Source organism: Burkholderia sp. ABCPW 111, from assembly GCF_000773065.1.
GTDB classification, from domain to species: domain Bacteria; phylum Pseudomonadota; class Gammaproteobacteria; order Burkholderiales; family Burkholderiaceae; genus Burkholderia; species Burkholderia savannae.
On sequence record NZ_JPWT01000002.1, the window covers coordinates 180,620 to 201,952 of the forward strand.

The 21,333-nt window shown below is 66.9% G+C and carries 15 protein-coding genes and 4 pseudogenes; 11 read left to right on the forward strand and 8 right to left on the reverse strand.

Annotated elements, in window-relative coordinates:
* Nucleotides 1-66: 66 nt before the first annotated feature.
* Complete coding sequence (locus X946_RS02400; protein ID WP_235363984.1) at nt 67-621, reverse strand: tyrosine-type recombinase/integrase; 555 nt, start codon at nt 619-621, stop codon at nt 67-69.
* Nucleotides 622-650: 29 nt separating this feature from the next.
* On the opposite strand from X946_RS02400, the pseudogene X946_RS02405 reads away from it, so the two are divergent.
* Nucleotides 651-848, forward strand: a pseudogene (locus tag X946_RS02405) (integrase core domain-containing protein); the annotation flags it as partial.
* Between the two features lie 42 nt (nt 849-890).
* On the opposite strand, the pseudogene X946_RS02410 reads toward X946_RS02405, so the two are convergent.
* Nucleotides 891-1,374 (reverse strand): annotated as a pseudogene (locus X946_RS02410) (helix-turn-helix domain-containing protein); the annotation flags it as partial.
* Between the two features lie 164 nt (nt 1,375-1,538).
* Between X946_RS02410 and X946_RS02415 the strand changes: the two are divergent.
* Together X946_RS02415 and X946_RS02430 are read left to right on the forward strand one after the other, a co-directional pair.
* Nucleotides 1,539-3,911 (forward strand): cytochrome P450/oxidoreductase, encoded by a 2,373-nt coding sequence (locus tag X946_RS02415; RefSeq protein ID WP_038743653.1) that lies wholly within the window; start codon nt 1,539-1,541, stop codon nt 3,909-3,911.
* A 715-nt stretch (nt 3,912-4,626) separates the two neighbouring features.
* A complete protein-coding gene (locus tag X946_RS02430) occupies nt 4,627-5,628 on the forward strand; it encodes a patatin-like phospholipase family protein (protein WP_038743658.1) in 1,002 nt (333 codons plus the stop codon).
* A gap of 126 nt (nt 5,629-5,754) precedes the next feature.
* Here the strand turns inward: X946_RS02430 and X946_RS02435 are convergent, their stop codons facing one another.
* The 3 genes from X946_RS02435 to X946_RS02445 are packed head-to-tail and all read right to left on the reverse strand — an operon-like array spanning nt 5,755 to nt 9,246.
* Nucleotides 5,755-6,369 carry an SCO family protein gene (locus X946_RS02435; RefSeq protein WP_038743662.1) on the reverse strand — a complete coding sequence of 205 codons (615 nt, stop codon included), beginning with the start codon at nt 6,367-6,369 and terminating at the stop codon, nt 5,755-5,757.
* Nucleotides 6,356-6,829, reverse strand: a complete 474-nt coding sequence (locus tag X946_RS02440; protein ID WP_038743664.1) for a hypothetical protein — start codon at nt 6,827-6,829, stop codon at nt 6,356-6,358. Before X946_RS02440 ends, X946_RS02435 begins: the two co-directional genes overlap by 14 nt.
* Nucleotides 6,826-9,246, reverse strand: coding sequence for an RICIN domain-containing protein (locus X946_RS02445; RefSeq protein WP_038743666.1), 2,421 nt, complete (start codon nt 9,244-9,246; stop codon nt 6,826-6,828). Before X946_RS02445 ends, X946_RS02440 begins: the two co-directional genes overlap by 4 nt.
* A gap of 423 nt (nt 9,247-9,669) precedes the next feature.
* On the opposite strand from X946_RS02445, the pseudogene X946_RS02450 reads away from it, so the two are divergent.
* Nucleotides 9,670-10,269: pseudogene (locus X946_RS02450) on the forward strand (response regulator); the annotation flags it as partial.
* A gap of 103 nt (nt 10,270-10,372) precedes the next feature.
* Here X946_RS02450 and X946_RS02455 read toward each other — a convergent pair.
* Complete coding sequence (locus X946_RS02455) at nt 10,373-11,110, reverse strand: hypothetical protein (RefSeq protein ID WP_152611606.1); 738 nt, start codon at nt 11,108-11,110, stop codon at nt 10,373-10,375.
* Between the two features lie 562 nt (nt 11,111-11,672).
* On the opposite strand from X946_RS02455, the gene X946_RS02460 reads away from it, so the two are divergent.
* The 5 genes and pseudogenes from X946_RS02460 to X946_RS02480 all read left to right on the forward strand — a co-directional run bounded on the left by X946_RS02460 (nt 11,673) and on the right by X946_RS02480 (nt 16,514).
* Nucleotides 11,673-12,584: a LysR family transcriptional regulator gene (locus X946_RS02460; protein WP_038743670.1), complete on the forward strand. Its 912-nt coding sequence runs from the start codon at nt 11,673-11,675 to the stop codon at nt 12,582-12,584.
* A 103-nt stretch (nt 12,585-12,687) separates the two neighbouring features.
* A complete protein-coding gene (locus tag X946_RS02465; RefSeq protein WP_414734357.1) occupies nt 12,688-13,557 on the forward strand; it encodes an aldolase/citrate lyase family protein in 870 nt (289 codons plus the stop codon).
* 31 nt (nt 13,558-13,588) lie between these two features.
* Nucleotides 13,589-14,116, forward strand: coding sequence for a (R)-specific enoyl-CoA hydratase RipB/Ich (gene ripB, locus X946_RS02470; RefSeq protein WP_038743674.1), 528 nt, complete (start codon nt 13,589-13,591; stop codon nt 14,114-14,116).
* A 32-nt stretch (nt 14,117-14,148) separates the two neighbouring features.
* Nucleotides 14,149-15,480, forward strand: a complete 1,332-nt coding sequence (locus X946_RS02475; RefSeq protein WP_038743676.1) for an acetyl-CoA hydrolase/transferase family protein — start codon at nt 14,149-14,151, stop codon at nt 15,478-15,480.
* A gap of 12 nt (nt 15,481-15,492) precedes the next feature.
* A pseudogene (locus X946_RS02480) lies at nt 15,493-16,514 on the forward strand (thiamine pyrophosphate-dependent enzyme).
* Here the strand turns inward: X946_RS02480 and X946_RS33005 are convergent.
* Entirely contained in the window at nt 16,435-17,049 is a 615-nt protein-coding gene (locus X946_RS33005) for a hypothetical protein (RefSeq protein ID WP_145986865.1), read from the reverse strand. The pseudogene X946_RS02480 and the gene X946_RS33005 overlap by 80 nt on opposite strands.
* A 28-nt stretch (nt 17,050-17,077) precedes the next feature.
* Here X946_RS33005 and X946_RS02485 point away from each other — a divergent pair, with 28 nt between their 5' ends.
* Nucleotides 17,078-18,181: a NucA/NucB deoxyribonuclease domain-containing protein gene (locus tag X946_RS02485; RefSeq protein WP_235363985.1), complete on the forward strand. Its 1,104-nt coding sequence runs from the start codon at nt 17,078-17,080 to the stop codon at nt 18,179-18,181.
* 81 nt (nt 18,182-18,262) lie between these two features.
* A complete protein-coding gene (locus X946_RS02490; protein WP_038743678.1) occupies nt 18,263-20,287 on the forward strand; it encodes an SMI1/KNR4 family protein in 2,025 nt (674 codons plus the stop codon).
* Between the two features lie 232 nt (nt 20,288-20,519).
* Here X946_RS02490 and sctT read toward each other — a convergent pair whose 3' ends face one another.
* Complete coding sequence (gene sctT / locus X946_RS02495) at nt 20,520-21,326, reverse strand: type III secretion system export apparatus subunit SctT (protein WP_038743681.1); 807 nt, start codon at nt 21,324-21,326, stop codon at nt 20,520-20,522.
* Nucleotides 21,327-21,333 lie beyond the last annotated feature (7 nt).

Sequence of the window (21,333 nt, forward strand, 5' to 3'; positions counted from 1 at the left end):
GGAAATTGCGCAATCGGGATTCGAAGCAATTCAGTTCCGCAAATGTCATTCTTTTCCGCAATTCCGTCATTTCGTCGGCTTCACCTTGTCGCCGCGGCGATTGCGAACATAGTGCTCCGTCATGGTGGCCGAAGTGTGCCCGAGCTGCCTTTGTGCTTGGCGAATATCGCCCGTGCTGTCCGTCTTGTCGGTGCCAGCCTTCGCCCGCAGACCTCGAAATTGGAATTCGTTGTCGCGCACGCCGGCTTTTCTTCTGGCGTCGCGGAAGCGTCGTCGAAGAGTATCGAGCGTCATTCGTTCGCCTTTCTCGTTGACGACTAGCGCGGTGCTGACAATCTTGTATCCGGCTTTGCGGGCGCGAATGCGATTGATCACGGCCATAAGCTCGCCCGTCACCTCCATTCTGAGCTTCTTGCCGGTCTTACCCTGATCGATGTGCAGGAAGTTGTCACGGATATCGCGCTCGTCATGCAGCAAGGTATCCTGCGGTCGCTGGCCAGTCAGGTAGGCGAGGTCCATTGCGTCGCGCGTCGGCTGATCCGCATGGTCGTAGACTTTTCGGAACAGGTCATCTTCCACGTACACATCGCGCCCCGACTCGCTGTATTTCTTGATTCCCAAGCAGGGATTCGCCGCCTTTGTCATTCCGATTTCGCGTGCGAAGTTGGCGCAGCATCAAGTACGAAGAGATTTACCTGCGGGCCTACGAGTCGGTCAGCCATGCCCGGCGCTCCATCGGCGACTACATCGAGCTGTACAACCGGAAACGGCCCCATTCGAGCCTGGCGGATCAGACGCCGGATGAGGCATACTTCGCGACGCAGCCTGCGATCAAATCGGCCGCATGATTGCCTCGGACGTTCCACTTAAAAATCTCAGAAACCTGTCCGAACGAGTGAGGCCACCTCTCCCGCGCGCACGTTGACGATCACGGGCACCCCGGCTCCTCGATGCACGGGATCGTCGGCCCGCGATTGCCCATCACCGCGATGAAGCACGTCAGCGCGAGCGTCTCACGCAGCCGCGCGGATCGGCTCGGCCTCGCGCATCGCGGCGACGCCGATCTGCAGTGCCTCGGTGCCGAGGTAGTCCTGCCGCGTGCCGCTGTCCTGCGATACGAATCCTTCCTCGATCAGGCTCGCCAGATGGCGATGCACTTTCGCGGCGCTTTCGTCGACGTGCGCCGCGAGCGCCGTCAGCGTCGCGCGCCAGCCGAGCCGCGCGAGTCCCGTGAGCACCGCCATGCCCGTGGCGGCCGCCTGCACGCGTTGCCGCCGCTCGCGCGGCGCGGGCGCGTCGACGGCCGGCTCAGGTGCGGCGCGCGCGGGAGCGGATCGTCTTCGCGGGTTTCAGGGTAGGGGTCTTTTTCGTCATCCGGCGATCGTAGTGCGTGTCGCCGGCGGCGAGCGGACGCCGCCCCGGCCGCGTGACTACCCGCGTGACTACGATAGGAATGCGATGCACGTTGATCCCGATCTATGATTGCGCAATGCGCACCAGGGTTACGCAAAACGTCATTCCTCAATTGGAGGACCGCGATGACGAATGTCGCATCCGCATCCGCATCCGCATCCGCATCCGCATCGGCTTCGCTCGCCGCGCCGTGTCCGTTTCACGCCGCGTCGCCTTCCGGCGCGCCGCGCCCGGCCGGGTGCCCGGCGAGCGCCGGGGCGGCGGCGTTCGATCCGTTCTGCGACGCCTATCAGCAGGACCCGCCCGAATACGTGCGCTGGGCGCGCGAGCAGGAGCCCGTGTTCTACAGCCCGAAGCTCGGCTACTGGGTCGTCGCGCGCTACGACGACATCAAGGCGATCTTTCGCGACAACCGGACGTTCAGCCCGTCGATCGCGCTCGAGAAGATCACGCCGACGGGGGCGGAAGCGAACGCGGTGCTCGCGTCGTACGGCTATGCGATGAACCGCACGCTCGTCAACGAGGACGAGCCCGCGCACATGGCGCGCCGGCGCCTGCTGATCGAGCCTTTCACGCCCGATGCACTGCGCGCGCACGAGCCGATGGTGCGGCGGCTCGCGCGCGAATACGTCGACCGCTTCATCGACGACGGTCGCGCGGATCTCGTCGACCAGATGCTGTGGGAAGTGCCGCTCACGGTCGCGTTGCATTTCCTCGGCGTGCCCGAGGAGGACATGGACACGCTGCGCCGATACTCGATCGCGCACACGGTCAATACGTGGGGCCGTCCGCGGCCGGAGGAGCAGGTTGCGGTCGCGCAGGCGGTCGGGCAGTTCTGGCGCTACGCGGGCAAGGTGCTCGACAAGATGCGCGAAGATCCGTCGGGGCCCGGCTGGATGCAGTTCGGCATCCGCATGCAGCGCGAGCATCCGGACGTCGTCACCGATTCGTATCTGCATTCGATGATGATGGCGGGCATCGTCGCCGCGCACGAGACCACCGCGAACGCCGCCGCGAATGCGCTGAAGCTGCTGCTGCAACACCCGCACGCGTGGCGCGAGCTTTGCGATGACGCGTCGCTGATCCCGAACGCGGTCGACGAATGCCTGCGCCACAACGGATCGATCGCCGCGTGGCGGCGGCTCGCGACGTGCGATGCGACGGTCGGCGGCGTCGCGATTCCCGCCGGCGCGAAACTGCTGATCGTCACGTCGTCGGCGAATCGCGACGAGCGCCACTTCGCCGATCCGGACCTGTTCGACATTCATCGCGACAATCCCGCCGATCACCTGACGTTCGGCTACGGCTCGCATCAATGCATGGGCAAGCATCTCGCGCGAATGGAGATGCAGATCTTCATCGACGAGCTGACACGCCGCCTGCCGCACATGCGGCTTGCCGAGCAACGCTTTACGTATGTGCCGAACACGTCGTTTCGTGGTCCGGAGCATCTGCGGGTCGAATGGAACCCGGCCGAGAATCCGGAGCGGCGGCGCGCGCACGCGCGACGGTCCGCGCTGGCCGTGCGGATCGGCGAATCGGGCGCGCGCGGCGCGGGGCGCGCGATGCGCGTCGACAGCGTGACGGCCGTGGCCGAGGGCATTCTGCGCGTGCGTCTCGCCGCGCCCGACGGCGCGCCGCTGCCGCGCTGGAGCGCGGGCGCGCACATCGACGTCGAGTGCGGCGACACCGGCCTTTCGCGTCAGTATTCGCTATGCGGCGATCCGGACGAGCGCGGCGCGTACGAGATCGCCGTGCTGCGCGAGCCGGCGAGCCGGGGCGGCTCCGCCTGGATGCACGAGCGGCTGCGGCCCGGCATGCGCGTGAGGATTCGCGGGCCGCGCAATCACTTTCGGCTCGACGCGCATGCGCGCCGTGCGGTCCTGATCGCGGGCGGCATCGGCATCACGCCGATCGGTGCGATCGCGCGGGAAGCGCGTGCGCGCGGCATCGACTACACGTTGTATTACAGCGGGCGCAGCCGGCGAACGATGGCGTTCGTCGGCGAGCTCGCCGCGCTGCACGGCGACCGGCTGCGCTTGCACGTATCGGACGAAGGCACGCGCCACGATTTCGCCGCGCTCGATGTCGCGCCCGGCACGCAGGTTTATGCGTGCGGGCCGGCGCGGATGCTCGCCGCGCTGGCCGCATGCGCGTCGCGCTGGCCGGCGGACGCGCTGCGCGTCGAGCATTTCGCGGCCGGCGCGCCGCGCGTCGATCCGGCCGCCGAGCAGCCGTTCGAAGTCGAGCTGGCGGATTCGGGCCTCACGCTGACGGTGCCCTCGAACCGGACGCTGCTTGCGACGCTGCGCGCCGCGAACGTCGACGTGCAGAGCGATTGCGAGGAGGGGCTGTGCGGCGCGTGCGAGGTGCGCGTGCTCGCGGGCGAAGTCGACCATCGCGACAGCGTGCTGAGCGCGAGCGAGCGCGCGGCGAACACGCGGATGATGGCGTGTTGCTCGCGCGCGAAGCGCGGGCGGCTCGTGCTCGAACTGTAGCGGGGCTGGCCGCCCCGGCGCAGGACGGGCGACGACGAGGAGACGACGCGCGAGCGCGCGTGCGGGAAAGGCTCGACAACAGCCGCTTCGGCGCGCAGCGGGATGGCGAGGGCAACGGGGGTCGGCGTCGGCGGCGATGCGCTTTCGTCGCGTGCGCGGGCGTGGCGAAGCACGGCGCGCGCGGCGCGGCGAAAGCGCATGCCGGGCGTCGGCGAGGCGTGCCTTGCGCGGCGCGCGAACGCATCGCGCAAGGCACGAGGCGCGTCGAATCTGTCGGGCTGCGGCCTGGTCAAAGCGGCTTGCGCATCCTAATTTAAGAATACGCATCGCCGCGATTGGCCGTGATTCGTCGCGATTCGAACGAGACGAGGAAAGGCAAGACGAATATCGGCAAACGGCGCTGAAACCGGCCGACGGCAGCCGGTTTGGACCGGCCGGGTTTTCCGATCGCGCACCGGCGAATCACCGGCGAATCCGGCTGTCGAGCCTTCGCTGCCGACGAAGCGAAGCCGCTAATTGAGCCGGATGAAATGCCGGACCGGATTGGCGCGGCGATGCCGACGCGCGCCGGTCGCCGGATGCGCGCCGCATCCGGCGCGAAAACGCGGCGCGGACGTCGCGTCGCCTCGCCGACGAGCGCGTCGCGGCGGCGAAGCGCGCGTTCGTCCGTTCGACGGCATCCGCGCATTCATTTCACGAGCCGAGGAGAACTGCGATGGCCTTCAAGATTCTCAGTTGCGACGGTGGCGGCATCAGGGGATTGATCACCGCCTTGCTCATTCAGGATCTCGATCGACGCAGCGGGATGCTTGCGAGGACGGACGGCTTCGCCGGCACGTCGACGGGCGGCCTGATCGCGCTCGCGCTTGCGCGCGGCGTGCCGATCTCGCAAGTCGTCGACGTCTACAGAAGGCGAGGCGCGGAGATATTCCAGGAGAACGGCGCGTGGCTCGAACAGAGGGCGGCGCTCGCAACGAACGCCGCGGCTGTCGACGCGCTGGCCGGGCCGGGGCTTCTCGCATGCAAGTACGTGAACACGGGGCTCAAACGCATCGCGCAGGAACTGCTGCGCGGCGGGGATCTGAGCGAGCTGCGCCGCCTGATCGTCGTCAATTCGGCGCGCTTGTGGGACCCGGCGATGCAGGGCTGGACCGCCTGCACGTTCTCGAACGCGAGCGGCAATGCATATCGCCACGTGAGTCTCGTCGACGCGGCGCTCGCCACGTCGGCCGCGCCTTCGTATTTTCCGCCGTACGAAGTGCCGCTGCTCGGCTATTTCGCGGACGGCGGCGTATTCGCGAACAATCCGTCGATGACCGCCGTCTCCGAGGCGCTCGCGAGCGGCCTCGGCGGCGACCTCGGCAATTTGCGCGTGCTGTCGCTCGGCACGGGCGTCAGTCGCGAGGGCGTTTGTCCGGACGCCGTCGGCGACCCGCTCGGATGGGGCGTGACGACATGGTTCTGGCCGTTTGCGAGCAACGGCGTACCGGCGGCGGCGCTGCTCGGGCTGACGTTCGATACGACGACGATGCTCGCGACGCAGCAGGCGGCGCAATTGCTCGGCGGATGCTACCGGCGCGCCAATCTCGCGTTGGGCGATGCCGTGGAACTCGACGACTGGCGCATGGCCGCTCGGCTGGAGAGCGAAACGCTCGCGTACATGGCGACGCCCGAGTGGGAGAGCGTTTGCCAGTGGGTCGACGCGAACTGGCGTTGACGGCGTTGACGGCGTTGACGGCGTGCGCGGCGCGGCGCGGCGCGGCGCGCGGCGACGCGGCCGCGCGCCGTGCGGCGGTTCGCCATGCGCTCGGCGCGACCCGAATGATTCCGCGCGCCGTCGCCGTCACGCGTTGCCGAGCAGCGCCGCGATCGTCTCCGGCGACGGCAATTCGTAAGTTCGCCAAACCAGCTCGCCGCGCCGATCGATCATCTGCACCTGCGTGGCGTGATTGTCGAGACCCGTGCGGCCGCCGCCGAAGAACGCCTGCAGCGCGTCGACATCCTTCAGCCCGGGCGCGGCGGCGATCCAGCCGGGACGCGCGCCGAAGCGGGCGAGCCACGCTTGCATTCGCCGCGGCGTGTCTTCGAGCGGGCTGATGCTGAGCGACAGCAACTGGATGTCCGGCTTCGGATGCGGGCCGAGCAGCGTTTGCACGCGCCGGAACACGGCGCCCTGGATCGGGCACGTCGACGAGCAGCCCGTGTAGAACAGCTGCAGCGCGGTAACGCGGCCGGCGAGCAGCGCGCGCAGGCGGGTTGCGCGGCCGTCCGCCGTGCGCAGCGGCATGTCGGGCACCGGCACGGGCGGCGCGATCAGGCCGCCGTGATAGCCGCTTTGGCCGGCCGGCGGCCGTGCGCGTTCTGCTGCCGCGAGCGCGGGCAGCGCCGGCGCGAGCGATGCGCCGAGCGCGGCGGCGAGCAGCGCGCGCCGTTGCATCCGGATTTCATCGGCGCTCATGCGGCGTCTCGTTCAGAAAGGTCCAGAGCGCGGTGCAATCGCGCTCGCCGATGCGGTAGCGCGGCATTTCGACATTGATCAATACGTAGGCCGGATCGAGCCCGGTGCGCAGCAGCGCGCAGAACGCATCGCGATCGTAGCGGCTCGGCGGGCCGCCGCGCCGGCTCTGCAAATCGCCGAGCCACATGCGCGTGAGGCGCGGTGCAATCGAATTCGGCACCGCGGCGCCCGCGCCCGCCGCGTGACAGTTCGCGCAGCGCACGAGCGGCGCGGGCAGATCGCCGGGATGCATCGGCAGTCGCCCCTGCAGCCGCGCGTCGCCTCCGAACAACGCACGGCCGCGCGCCGCGAGATCGTTCGCGTGCGCCGCGTGGCCGGGCCACGCGAGCGCAAGCACGAGCGTCAGCGCGAGTCCCGTCGATGATGCGCGGCGCGCGCGCTGTTCGCCGAGCATCGTCACGAGATCCGGATCGACGTCGACACGCTCGGCACGCCCTGCGCGTTCAGCGCGAACAGCATGTAGTAGCCGGGCAGGACGATGCCGGGATCGGCGGGAATCGCGAGCCGGTAGCTCGTTGCGCCGGAGGACGTCATCGCGAGCGGAATGCGCCGCTGGTCGTTGTTCGTCGAATGCGTGACGGACGACAGGCGCATCAGCACGAACGACGTCACCGGCCCCTGCGTCGACACGCTGATCGACGTGCCGAGGCCCGCCGACGTCGGCGCCGACACGATCGCCGGCCGCTGCGCCGGCGTGCCGTCGGCGTTGAGCAGGTACGGCGGCGTCAGGATCTCCGCGTTCAGGTGATTCATCGCGCAGCCGGCGCCGCACTGGCCGCCGCCGCCCGCGAACACGCGGCCGTCCGGCATCAGGATCGCCGTGCTGTGATAGGTGCGCGGCGTCTGCATCGGCTTGAGCAGATTGAAGCGCTGCGTCGCGGGGTCCCATATTTCGGGAACCATGATCGCGGTCGTGTCGGTGAACGGCATCGGCACGCTCTGGCCGCCGATCATCACGATGTTGCCGTTCGGCAAGATCACGCTGTTCGCGAACGCGCGCTGGTAAGTCATGCCGTTCAGGCGCTGCACCGCCGCCGGCTGATTCGGCCCGCGCGTGATGTCGATCTGATAGACCGAATTCGACGCGTAGGTCGTGACGCTGCCGTTCTGCTGATACGATTTCGCGCCGCCCACTTTCAGGATCTTGCCGACGTCGTACAGCGACGCGGTGCCGTTGATGCTGAACGGATCGACGCCGCGCATGCCTGCCGACTGAATCGCGCCGCCGCCGTTCGTCGAGATCCAGTTCATCTGCGAGCTCGGCCCCGCATGGAACACGGTGCCGTTGCCTTGTGCGAACAGCCACAGGTGGTTGTCGCCGCGATAGATGCCCTGCGGGTCCGGGCCGACGATATTCGTCTCCGGCACGCCGGGCAGCAGCGTCCACGCGCCGCCGTTCGTCCACACCTCGGCGGTCTTGCCGCCCTGGCCGCCGCTCCACGAGCCGCCGAGCGTGAGCACCGAGCCGTTCGACAGCAGCGTGTCGCCCTGATAGCCGCGCGCGATGTTCATCGTCGCCGCAGCGCTCCACGTGTTGCTCGACCAGTCGTAGAGCGTCGTCTTCGGGCTGCTGTCGCCGCCGTTCACGAGCAGCCGGCCGTCCGGCAGCATCGCGGTGCCGGGGCAGAACATGTCCGAGCCCGCCGACGTTTCGAGATATGGCGTCGCCTGATTCGTCGCCGGATCGAACACGGCGGTTTGCGTTTGCGTCGTCTTGCCGCCGACGTCGTTCTGAAAGCTGAACTGCTGATCCGCCGACCACATCACGAGCTTGCCGTTCGGCGTGTTCGCGAGGCCGATCGGATTGACGGGCAGCGGAATCACCGGGCTCCACGCGGACGGCAGCGTGACCGGGAACGACTGCGGCAGGCTGAGCGCGAACTGATCGTTGAGCGCGTTCGCGTCCTGGCACGGATACTGGATCAGTGGCGCGCCCGACGACAGCGAGCCGCCGCTCACGTTCGCGCACATGCCGCTCGACACCGAGATCAGCCGGTACTTCGATCCGACGGGAACGACCGTCCATTGATCGTTGGTCTGCGCGTCGCCCTGACAGGGGTACTGAATGAGCGGCGTGCCACTCGTCGTGTTTGCGCCGGACACGTTCAGGCATTGCCCGGTGCTTTGCGACACGACGTGATAGCCGCTGCCGGCCGGCAGCAGCGACCAGCTCGTGCCGCCCTGATTCGAGCATGCACCCTGCACGACCGGCGCGGCGGCGGCCGTCGATCCGCCACTGACGCTCATGCAAAGATTGCTGCTCGCCGCCGCGACGTTGGTGAACGCGACGACGGGCAAGTACACGTTGAACTGGTCGTTGAGCGCGCCCGCGCTTTGGCACGGATACTGGATCAGCGCCGCGCCGCCCGCGCGCGATGCGCCGCTGACGTTCACGCACATGCCGCTCGACGCGGACACGATCCGGTAGCTCGAGCCGACCGCGACGATCGTCCATTGATCGTTGGTCATGCTGCTGTTCTGACATGCATACTGGATCAGTTGCGTGCCGCTCGCGAGCGAGCCGCCGGGCACGTTCAGGCACAGGCCGCTGCCTTGCAGCACGATGTGATAACGGCTGCCGACGGGGACGAACGACCACGTCGTGTTATTGAGGCCCGCGCACGACGTCTGCACGATGCCCGCGCCCGACGCGGTCGAGTTGCCGGCGGCGGACACGCACAGTCCGCTGTCCGCGCCGACGATGTCCGAATACGAGGCCGTGACGGCCGCGAGCGCGCCTTGCGGCAGCAAGAAGCCGGCGACCAATAAGCACAGCCAATATTGCGCGCGACGCCACGCGAATCGAAAGAAGTGCATCTCCGCCTCGTCATATGTTTTTCCCGCGGCGTATTAAAAGTGGCCGAATCGGATTCGACTGTTCGGCGCATGACTGAATCGCGAATGGAATCGCGCGTTCGGTTGATCGTTCGCAGGCGCGGCGGCGTTCGGCGAACGGGAGCGCGGTGCGCGCGTCGATCTCGATCGGCGGGCGACAAGGATAAAAAGGGAAAAGCAACAAGCAACGAAGCCTGTTCCGGTCATAAATGGGAAAACCCGATTTCCCATTTCCGGCGTGAAATATCCGTTTAAATAATTCAGCCGACGCTGAAAAAATCCGAAATTCCGGGCCGCCGGGATTTCGCGATTTCGCGTGCCGCCATTCGCGCGTTTTCCCTAGTGCATGAGAAGACGCGTCGTGCCGTTATCCAAGGAAAAAGAAAGATCGGGGACGAGGGCACCATGAGCGAACGCTTGAAAGCAAGCAGTCCTTCGATGTCGACAGAGCGCAACGAGTCCGCCGGGGAAGACGACGCACGGCCGGCGCGCGCGGCGAGCGACGCGCCCGCCGCGCGCGCCGGTCGTGCTGCTCGTCGACGACGAGCCGAGCGTGCTGTCGTCGCTCGAGCGCGTGCTTCGGCCGAAGCGCTACCGCGTGCTCACCGCCGACAGCGGCGACGCTGCACTCTGCCCGCGCTGGCCGAGTACGCGGTCGATCTGATCGTCTCCGACATGCGGATGCCGCGGATGAGCGGCGCGGCGTTTCTTGCGCGCTCGCGCGAGTGCCGGCCGGACGCGATGCGCATTCTGCTGACCGGCTATTCGGAAATCGATTCGGCGGTGCGCGCGATCAACGAGGCCGGCGTCTACCGTTATCTGACGAAGCCTTGGGACGATCACGATCTGCTGATGACCGTCGAGCAGGCGATCGAGCAGCAACGCCTGCATCGCGAAGCGGCGCGCCTCGACGCGCTCACGCGTGCGCAGAACGACGCGTTGCGCACGTTCAATGCGGGGCTCGAAGCGCAGGTGCAGGCGCGCGTCGAAGCGATCCGGCGGACGGCGCGGCGCCTCGACTGACGTGTCGCACCGAGACGCGATTCCGGTGCCACGGTTGCTCGAATCATGCGGCTCAAGCCTGTCCCGATCGTGCTCGCGCGGCTCGCTACCTTCGATGATTCTCGGCGTCCGTAATCTTGCGATAGAGCGACGGGCAGTAGATCCAGTTCGGCTCCCATTTCTCGTGGAAGCGCGACACGAACATCACGAAGAAGATGAGTATCGCGTAGAACACGTAGGTCTTGTCCCCGAGAAATGTCGAGAACACGATCGAGAGGGTGTTCTCCGGCGTCCAGCCGAGATACGCGTTCCAGCAGAGCATCGTCAGGCAATAGAAGGCGTACAGCGCGAACCGCATGGTGTTCTTTCGATCGTCGCCGAGCTTCTCCTGATGATCCTTATAGAGGTCGAGATAGTATTTGTCCTTGGTCAGATGAGCCTCGTCCCGGAGTTCGATCGGGCTCACGCAATCGTGACGCCGGCGGGCGCTGCGCTCCAGCGCGCCTGTCTTGACGTCGAGGTATGAGTGGAGGCTCGTCAGCCAGCTTCCGATCGTCGCGAGATAAATGGCGTCGACGAATGCGGCCAACAGCGGGAGGGCGATTGACGACAGGAATGAAAATCCCACGAATATGAGAATGATCTTGATCGGAAGATTGGCTCTCGACATCAATTCGGGATCGCCGGCGATCGCCATGATTCCCGGCTGGTGAGTCCAAACGAGTGCGTTGTCGGTGAGCAGCGTGAACGCCACCGATAGGAAAAAGAATCTGAGCTCCGTTGCGGCTTGCAGCGTCGAGAACAAGCCCAATCCCTTTGCCGCGCTTTCGCTGCTGTCGCTCAATTTGGATCTCCCGAGGTTGAAGGTGGGGGCCGGTGCGATGTATCGAATCTCAAGCGCTCGCGAAAACAGACTTGATCCCGCGTTGCGTATTTTCCAGTGTCGGAGACCATGGCCGCGATTCGAAAAAAAGCTTGGTTCGAGCATTGTGCCATCGCCGGCGAAAACGAAATGGAGACTCGCCGCGTGACGAACGACACGAAGGCCGAAAGCGAATCGACGATGTGCGCACCCGCACATCGATGATGCCGGAGCAAGGCGGGTCGGTTCTCGGCTTGGCCGACCTCGACGCGCGGGCGTACGCGCTCCTGGTTGCGAAAGGCACGAGCGTAGTGCGCGCGGGATCTGCGGCGTTGCGCGATGCGGCGCGCGTGACGTTCGCGATGCGTTTGCGCCGCGCTCGCGATGCATGTGCGATGCATTTTCGACACGGCAACGTCGGACGCCGACCTGCTTCGCGCGTACCCGTCACGCCGATTGTGAAAACGCCGGCTGTCGTTCACAATGCCCGACAGTCGAGGCCAGCCTTCGACTCATCCGTAGGCTCGTCGATCCGGGAGGGCGCATGCGTTTCGACATCACCGATCTGCGTCTGTTCGTGGCCGTCGTCGAGGCCGGCAGCATCACGCACGGCGCGAGCCGGGTCAATCTGGCGCTGGGCTCGGCGAGCGGACGCATCAAGCAGATGGAGGAGACGGCCGGCGTGCCGCTCCTCGTGCGCGAACGGCTCGGCGTGAAGCCCACCGAAGCGGGGCACACGCTGTTGCGCCATGCGCGCGCGACGCTCGCATCGATGCAGCGCCTCACCGACGATCTCGGCGAATTCGCGAACGGCTTGCGCGGCACGGTGCGCCTTCTGACCAACACCAACGCGCTCACCGAATTCCTGCCCGGCCCCGTTGCGCGCTTTCTCGCTCAGCATCGCAACGTGAGCATCGAGCTCGAGGAAATGCTCAGCCACGAGATCGTCGAGGCGCTCGTCGAAGGCGTGGCCGACATCGGGATCGTCGCGGCGGGCGAGCACGTCGGCGGGCTGCGGAGCTTTCCGTTCGCGACCGATCGCCTGTGCGCGGTCGTGCCCGCGTCGCAGCCGGAATTCTCGGCCGCGCGCGACGTGTCGTTCGAGACGCTGCTCGATTACGATTTCGTCGGCTACGCGGCGGGCGCGGCGATCCAAACCTATCTCGAAGCGCATGCGCGCGAACGGCATCGGCGGCTCAAGCCGCGCATTCAACTGCGCAGCTTCGACGCGATCTGCCGTCTCGTCGAAAACGGCGTCGGCGTGTCGGTGGTGCCCGAATCGGCCGCACGGCGCTGCAAGCGGACGATGTCGATCAAGACGCTCGTGCTGCGCGACGATTGGGCGCTGCGCGAAATGAAAGTGTGCGTCGCGGACGTCGACGCGTTGCCGACGTATGCGCGGCAATTGCTCGGCCATCTCGTCGAAAGCGGCAGGACGTTCGCGCGGCGCCGCTAGCCTTCCGGTTTCCCGAAGGCTGCCCCCGACAATGCCGCATTGTCGCGCGCGGGCCGGGTGGCGACAATGAACTCGTCGTTTCGTTCAGCGAGGAGCCTTGACCATGCCCGTTCCACACGACGCAGCCATGCCCGCATCGCTCAGCCGGCCGTACAGTCGGCCGCGCAGCTGGCTGTTTACGCCGGCCATGCGCCCGGATCGCTTTGCGAAAGCGCGCGAATGCGGTGCGCACGTGCTGATCGTCGATCTCGAGGATTCGGTCTCGGCCGCCGACAAGCAGCGTGCGCGCGACCACGCGCGTGCGTGGCTGGCGGGCGAGCCGGCCGAAGCGCGGCCGGCGTCGGCCGTGCGCATCAACGCGCCCGATTCCGTCGCCGGCCACGCGGATATCGGCATGCTGATCGACGCGCCGCGCCTGCCCGATTTCATCGTCGTCCCGAAGGTCGAGTCGCCCGAGCGGATCGCTCGTCTCGATGCACTCTTGCGCGACGCGGGCAGGGCGCCCCGTTTCGTCGCGACGATCGAGTCCGCGGCGGGCGTCGAGCAGGCCGGCGCGATCGCGCGCGCGTCGGCGTCGATCGAAGCGCTGATGTTCGGCGCGGCCGATTACGCATCCGACGTCGCCGCGCAGCCCGACGCGCTCGCGCTGCAGATCGCGCGCGTGCGCATCGCCGCGGCCTGCGCGCCTTGCGGCGTCGCCGCGCTCGACGCGCCCTGTTTCGCGCTGCGCGACGCGGCCGCGCTCGACGCCGATCTCGCGTTCGCCGTGCACAACGGCTTTCGCGGCAAGGCGGCGATTCATCCGTTTCACGTCGCGCCGATCAACGCGGCGTTCACGCCGTCGCCGCAGCGGATCGCGTGGGCGCGCCGCGTGATCGGCGTGGCGTTGCAAGGCGCGGCCGCCGTCGACGGCCGCATGGTCGACGAAGCGATCGCGCGCGAGGCCCGGGACGTCCTGGCCGCCGCGCGCTGACGCCACCCTTTTCTTTGACGAGGAGACGAGCATGAGCACGACGATTCCCGCCTATCGGCAAATCGGCGACAAGCGGTTTCGCGAGACATCCGGCCTGTATTTCGAGGACTTCGAGCCCGGCAACGTCTACGAGCATCGCCCGGGCCGCACGATCACGGACGTCGACAACATCTGGATGACGCTGCTGACGATGAACACGCAGCAGGTGCACTTCGACGCCGAATACGCGGCGAAGACCGAGTGGCGGAAGCTGCTCGTCGACAGCACGTTCACGCTCGCGCTGCTGACCGGCATGAGCGTGCGCACCGTCAGCGCGAAGGTGGTCGCGAATCTCGGCTGGGACCAGGTGAGGGCGAGAGCCCCGGTGTTCGCGGGCGATACGCTCTACGCCGAATCGAGGGTGCTGTCGCGCCGCGAATCGAAGAGCCGGCCGACGCAGGGAATCGTGACTGTCGAGACGACGGGCGTCAATCAGCACGGTGTCATCGTGATGTCGTTCGAACGCACGATGCTGATCTACAAGCGCGGCCTTTCGCCGGAAGCCGACGCCAATTACTGAACGACTGAAACGGAACGCCGAGGAGGTTCGGGATGCAGAAGGATCGTGACGTGAAGGAAATCTATACGGGGAAGCTGACGTCGCCGGATCGCGCGGTGTCGGCGGTGCGAAGCGGCTCGTCGATCGCGCTCGGCATGGCGATGGCGCAGCCGCCGGCGCTGCTCGCCGCGCTCGCCGCCCGCGCGGAAGCGGGCGACGTCGACGAACTGCGCGTGTACTACTTTCATGCGGAAGCGTTCCTGCGCGAGACGCTGCTGCGCTATTCGCTGATGGGGCGGATTCTGCCGCACTGCATGTTCATGGGGCAGCCCGAGCGCGAGCTCGTGAAGCTCGGCGAAGCGGACGGCGGCCGCAAGGTGGTGTTCTTCGTGCCGAATTCGTTCAGCCAGTCGCCGCGGCTGTTCGCCGATCACGTCGACGTCGACGCGATGCTCGTGATGGTGTCGCCGATGGACCGCAACGGCTATTTCACGTTCGGCACGAACAACGACTACACGAGCTCGGTCGCGCGCGCCGCGCGCCGGCTGATCGTCGAAGTCAACCCGAACATGCCGCGCGTGTTCGGCGATTCGCTGCTGCACGTGTCGGAAGTGGACGCGATCGTCGAATCGAGCCATCCGCTGCCGGAACTGACTCCGAAGCCGGGCGGTGCGCTCGATCGCGTGATCGGCGAGCAGATCGCGGAGCTCGTGACGGAGGGCGCGTGCCTGCAAATGGGAATCGGCGCGCTGCCGAACGCGGTGTGCGGCGCGCTCGTCGGCCACCGGCATCTCGGCATCCACACCGAGCTGCTGACGCCGGGGCTCGTCGAGCTGATACTGCGCGGCGTCGTCGACAACAGCCGCAAGACGCTCAACCGGGGCAAGTCGGTGTTTACGTTCGCGATGGGCGACCGCGCGATGTACGATTTCATCCACGACAATCCGGCGCTCGAGAGCCATCCGGTCGATTACGTGAACGATCCCTGCAACATCGCGCGCAACGACAACATGATCTCCGTGAACTCGACGATCGAGATGGACTTGACGGGCGCGTGCAATTCCGAGCACGTCAACGGCCATCAGTACAGCGCGTCGGGCGGGCAGCTCGATTTCGTGCGCGGCGCGTACGCGTCGCGCGGCGGGAAATCGATCCTCGCGTTTCACTCGACCGCCGCGGGCGGCGCGGTCTCGAAGATCGTCGCGCGGCTGACGGGGCCCGTCACGACGCCGCGCACCGACACGCACCTCGTCGTGACCGAATACGGCGTGGCGAACCTGAAGGGCTTGTCGTCGACCGAGCGGGCGAACGCGCTGATCCGTCTCGCGCATCCCGATTTCCGCGACGAATTGGCCGCGCACGCACGCGGATTGCACTTGATTTGAACGGAGGATCGCATGGCAAGCGCGATTGCCGATTACCTCGCGCCGACGCCGACGCCGGCCGCCGCCGGCGTCACGAGGATCTGGGGCGTGACGGGCGACAGCCTGAACGGATTGTCCGACAGCCTGCGCCGAATCGGCGGCATTCGCTGGATGCACACGCGCGATGAGAAAACGGCGGCCTTCGCCGCGGGCGCCGAGGCGGCGGAAACCGGCCGGCTCGCGGTGTGCGCCGGCAGTTGCGGGCCGGGCAATCTGCATCTGATCAACGGCCTGTTCGACTGTCATCGCAATCACGTGCCGGTGCCCGCGATCGCCGCGCAGATTCCTATTACGCGTCGGCGCGCGACGGGCTCGACGAGCTGGCGCGGCCGTCGCCCGCCGGACGGCCGATTCATCCGCAATATCTGACGCGCGTCGTCGACGAGCTCGCCGCCGCCGATGCGATCTTCGCGGCCGACGTCGGCACGCCGACGCTGTGGGCGGCGCGCTATCTGACGATGAGCGGCCGCAGGCGGCTGCACGGCTCGTTCAATCACGGCTCGACGGCGAACGCGCTGCCGCAGGCGCTCGGCGCGCAGGCCGCGCATCCGGGCCGGCAGGTCGTGTCGCTGTCCGGCGGCGGACTGCCGATGCTGTTCGGCGATCTGCCGAGCGCGCGCCGGCTCGATTTGCCGATCAAGGTGATCGTCTACATCAACGGCTCGCTCGGCTTCGTCGCGATGGAAATGAAGGCGGGCGGCTATCTGGACACGGGCACCGATCTGCACGAGACCGATTTCGCGGCGATCGCGACGGGCGCGGGCCTTTACCGCTTGCGCGTGACCGAATCGCGGGCGCTGCCCGACGCGCCCGGCAAGCTGCTCGCGCATCCGGGGCCGGCGCTCCTCGACGTCGTCACGGACAAGCGCGAGCTTGCGATGCCGCCGAAGATCGAATGGGCGCATGCGAAGGGATTCAGCTTGTCCATGCTGCGTGCGGTGCCGAGCGGGCGCGGCGACGAAATGCTCGAGTTCGTGCAGACGAATCCGCGGTGACGCGGCGAAGGCGGCTTCGCCGCGAAGCCGCCTCGTCGAGCGCGGACGGCGCGGGCGCGGGCGCGGTGATCGATACGATGGATCGTCCGGCGCGCCTGCCGCTGTCGGCGTCGGCCTGCTCATGATTTGGCATCCCTGGGATATCGCGAGGCGTCGACCGGAATTCGAGATCGATATCGGCTTCGATATCGGTCTCGAATTCGACGCCGATACGAATGCGAATCGCGATGAACACGTCGAGCAATTCGAATCGAATATCGCCATCGCGTGATTCGAAAATGCCGCGCCGGCATCGTCGCCATTCGTTCGACGTGCCGGACCGAGCCCGAAGACGGGCGGCGCGCGCCCCATGAGCCGAGCTTCGCCGGCGTTTTCGCGTATTTGAACAATAAGACGCGGCGGCCGATATTCCTGATCTTTCCGGGAAAAAATACCGCGCCTTCACGCAATCCGGAATATTTACATTCCTGACAAACCTGACAGTTCTATTTCGATCGAATGAATCGTTAAATTCGGTGCGCAACAAAAATTTCATTTCGATTACTTGTTAGTCAGGAGGGGATGTGAATCATCGAACCCGGTTGGGCCAGGTTTTTGCCGGCGCGATTCTGTGCGTCGCGGCGATGCAGGCGCACGCCGAAAGCGCCACGGACGTTTCGCCGATCTGTACGGCCGTCAGCACCGAACGGACGAAAGACGCATTGCTGAGCCGCGGCGCTCACTGTCAGAAGTCGTCTCCGCTCGAATACGTGGTCAAGGACGATCAGAACAGCGAGATCGGCCGCGTCGCCATCGACGCGTATGCGTATTCCGACAATCCGTCGAACCAGCTCGCGTGGACCTTGAAGTTCCGGTTCCGCGCGCGCGCGATTTCCGGCAATCCGGGCGGCGTGATGATCAAGCCGGTCGTCGAATGCGGCCCGGCATGCACGGTCGCGCCGAACGCGGGGGTGCCGCTCGCGATCGGCGGCTTGTCCAGCGAAGTGCCGGTGGCGATCACGCCGAACATGGGCGGCGACAATCCGCAGTTGATCCGTCCGACCATCGAGTACCGCGTCGCCAGATCGGGCGATTCGTTCGAGAACGGCGCGAGCGTGAGCTCGTATGCGGGAGCGGGCTACATTCCCGATATTCGATGCGACGTCGGGCTCGCGAAGAGCGGCACGCAAGGCTGCATCTATCCGGACGCGCCCGCCGTACTGCGCACCATCACCGCCGAGAATCTCGACGTCGACGAATCCGCGATCCATATTCGCGAGGCGCAGGCGGCGGGCAGTCCGGGCAAGTTCGTGTCGCGAGGAGATGGCACAATCTTCCCGGACACTTGGGAGTCGAAGCCGCTCAAGCGCACGCGCGATGCGGACTGGCGTCGCGCCAACCGCAGCAATTCGAAGCAGCAGTGCGTCGTGAAGTACGGTTCGGTCACGGGGCAATGCACGTTCACGGGCGATCCGGAGGAAACGCCGACGGATTGCGACTGCGACGAATATCCGTTCGCCGCGACACAGGAAGGCGCACGGGACAACGAAGTGTCGGTCAAGCGTATCGACGCGAGCGACAATCGCCGCGCCGGTGCGTATCTCGGCAACTTCTATTTGAACCAGCGTGTGCTGGATAGCGAGGAGTTTTACGTCGACGTGGGTTCGCAGGCCGCGTCGAAACGCTGACTCACATAGAAAAACAGCACCGACGATGCCGTGATTCGCCGTCTCGTTGCGCGAACCGCGGCATCGCACCTGAAGAATTCCATGAGCGAACACGCGAATTTTCCCGCCTGGCTCAATCAGGCTTATCAATGGTGCCAACGGGCAGTCCCGGGGGCAATGCAAAGCGAGACGGTAGCGATCGAGGATGCGCTGCTGCGCGTCGCCGCCGCCGACGTGATCGCCGTCGAAGACGTACCGTCCGTTGCGCTCGCCGCATCCGAAGGCTTTGCGCTGCGCGCGTCCGATACGGCGCGCGCGTCTCGTCGCGAGCCGGTCGAGCTCGACTTCGAGTTCACCCGGCGCGTGCTCGCGTCGCGCACGAGCAGCCCGGCGGCTCGCGCGATCGGCGTGCGGCGGGCGGTCGACATACCCGCCTATTTCCCGTTGCCGGAAAACGCCGACGCGATCGTGCCGAAGTCCGGGCATCAGGTGACGTATCGGGGCGAGAAGTCTTACCTGCGGTTTCAGGCTCCGGTGCCGCCCGGCCATCACGTGATCGCGCCGGGCAGCGAATACCGGAAAGGGGACGTGCTGCTGCCGAAGGGCGAGCGGATCACCGCCGAGCGGCAGGCCGCGCTGATCGCCGCGGGCGTGCGCGAGATCGCGGTGACGAAGCGCCCGCGCATCGGCGTCGTGATCGTCGGCTACGATCAGGTGCCGCCAGGCGAAGCGCGCGAACCGTGGCAACGGCCGGACACGCGCGGGCCGTACATCCGCGCGATGCTGCGGCGGTGGGGGTACGACGCGCCGAGCGTCGAATATCTCGCGCCGCCGGACATGACGCAGCCATCGCCCGATGTGCAGCGCGACGAATACGCATTCAAGCGGAAGCTCGTCGAGCTCTCGCAACGCTACGATCTGATCGTCGGCGCGGGATTGCCGGCGGCGCCGCCGTTTCAGGATCTCGGGCTGAATGCGCAGATGATGTACTCGACGGAGCGCTCGTCCGTCGAGATCAAGCAAACGCCGGCTGGGCGCTTCAATTTTGGTCGCAGCGACGATCGCTCGCCGCCGAAGAGGGAGACGGTTGCGCTGACGCGGCCCGACGGCACGCCGCACGGGACGCTGGCGCTGACGTTCTACGACCAGGCGACGCTGATCAACCTGCCCGGCCATACGAGCGCGGTGGCGATGCTGACGCACGCCGTCGTGTCGCACGTGCTCGATTTGCTCGAGCACGTTGCGCGGCCGGGACCGGATTGGGAAACCGGCGCGATCGCGCACGACGTCGAGCGCCATGCCGAGCTCAATGGCATGCAATGGGGCAATCTGCGCCGCGGCGCCAACGGCGAACCGATTGTCCGGCTGCTGCCGTCTCAAGGCGACGGGCCGATCCGCGGCGTCGCTCAGGCAAGCGTGCTCGTCGCGATTCCGGCTGGGCAGGCGCCGTTGCCGGCCGGCAGCGCGGTTCAGTTTCTGCGGCTCGATCGCGCCGGGCCGGATGCGGCGCCGCTCGACGCGTTGCCGGCCGCCGCGCCGGCGGCGCAGCCGTTGCCTTGCGCCGCCGTCGCGACCGCTTCCGCCGCTTCGGATGCGGCCGCCGCGAGCGCCGATCTTCGCGTCGTCTGGAATCAGCTCGACGACTGGTTCGCCGCCGATCGCAGCCGCTTGCCGGGCGGACTCAACGGACCGGCGCCGGCCGGCGAAATCGATGCGATGCAGGCGGCGCTCGGCGTGACGCTGCCGCCCGCATTCGTCGAAAGCCTGCGGATTCACGACGGCCAGGCCGATGCGGGCGCGGTGTTCGCCGAGAACGACGCGCTCCTGAGCGCGCGCGAGATCGTCGCGCAATGGTCGATCTGGAAAGGCCTCGTGGCCGGCGGCGATTTCGACGACATGACGTCCGAGCCCGACGCGGGCATCAAGGACGACTGGTACAACCTCAAGTGGATTCCGTTCACGCACGACGGCGGCGGCAATCATTTGTGTCTCGATCTCGATCCCGCCGAAGGCGGAACCGTCGGGCAGGTGATACGGGTCTGGCACGATGACGAGCGGCGCGAGCGCGTTGCGCGGGATTTTGTCGAATGGCTCGCTCACGTGGCGGACGAGCGGGGCGCGCGCTGACGTTCGCCGGCGATCCGCGGCGCGCCGATGCGCCGCCGGCCCGGGGCGGCGAATGAGCGCAGCGCGGCGCGCCGGCGGTTCGTCGCGCGCCGCCGGCCTTCGTCTTTTCGGCCGCGTGCGCGTCGAATTCCGCAACGTCGCGTCGCGCCCGGCAGCGGACGGCGGGCCGGCCGGATGGCGGCGCCTTTGATTTCGTCTCTTCTCCGCTGTCGATCGCGCTGCCGATTCCCCGCTAATGACCGGCGAGCTGCCTCACCTGCTGCGCAAGCCCCGCCAGCGAAATCTGCCCGCGCATCTCGGTCACGAAATTCCCCGCCAGCACCGCGACGATCAGCACCGCGATCGCGCCCTTGAGCGGCTGGCCGACCGACATCGGATCGAGCTTCTGCGCGGATCGCGAGACGAACGCGAGGCCCAGGTCGACGAGCAGCAGCATCGCCATCATCGGCGCGGCGATCCGCGCGATCATGTTCATCAGCATGTCGAGCCGCGCCTGCGCGAACAGCGCGAGCAGCGGTGCGGGCACCGGATCGAACGAGCCGAGCGGCCACCACGCATACGATTCGTACAGCGCGCCGAGCAGGAACGTCATGCCGCCCAGCATCCAGAACGCAGCGATCGTCAGCTGCCCGAACAATGTCGCCATCAGCGAGGTCTGCGTGCCCGAGCTCGGGTTCTGCATCTGCACGTTGTTGAAGCCGGCGACGTCGTCGACGTAGGTGCCGATCGCCTCGGCGGCCCAGAACACGGTGGACGCCGCGATGCCGAGCACGAGCCCGATCACGGCCTCCTTCGCGCAGGCGAACACGAGGAACGCGCCGCGCAGCTGCGGAATCAGCGCCTGCTGGCCGCACGCGACGAACAGGCACCAGAGCGCCGCCGCGCCGCTGCGCAGCGGGCCTTTCATCACGTTGTCGGCGGTCGCGGGCAGGATCGTCATGATCACGAGCAGCCGCTCGCTCGACAGCGCGAGCAGCACGATGAAGCCGATGAATTCGTCGCCGAGGTGCTGCAACGGAAAGATGTCGTAGGTCGTCATGCCGATG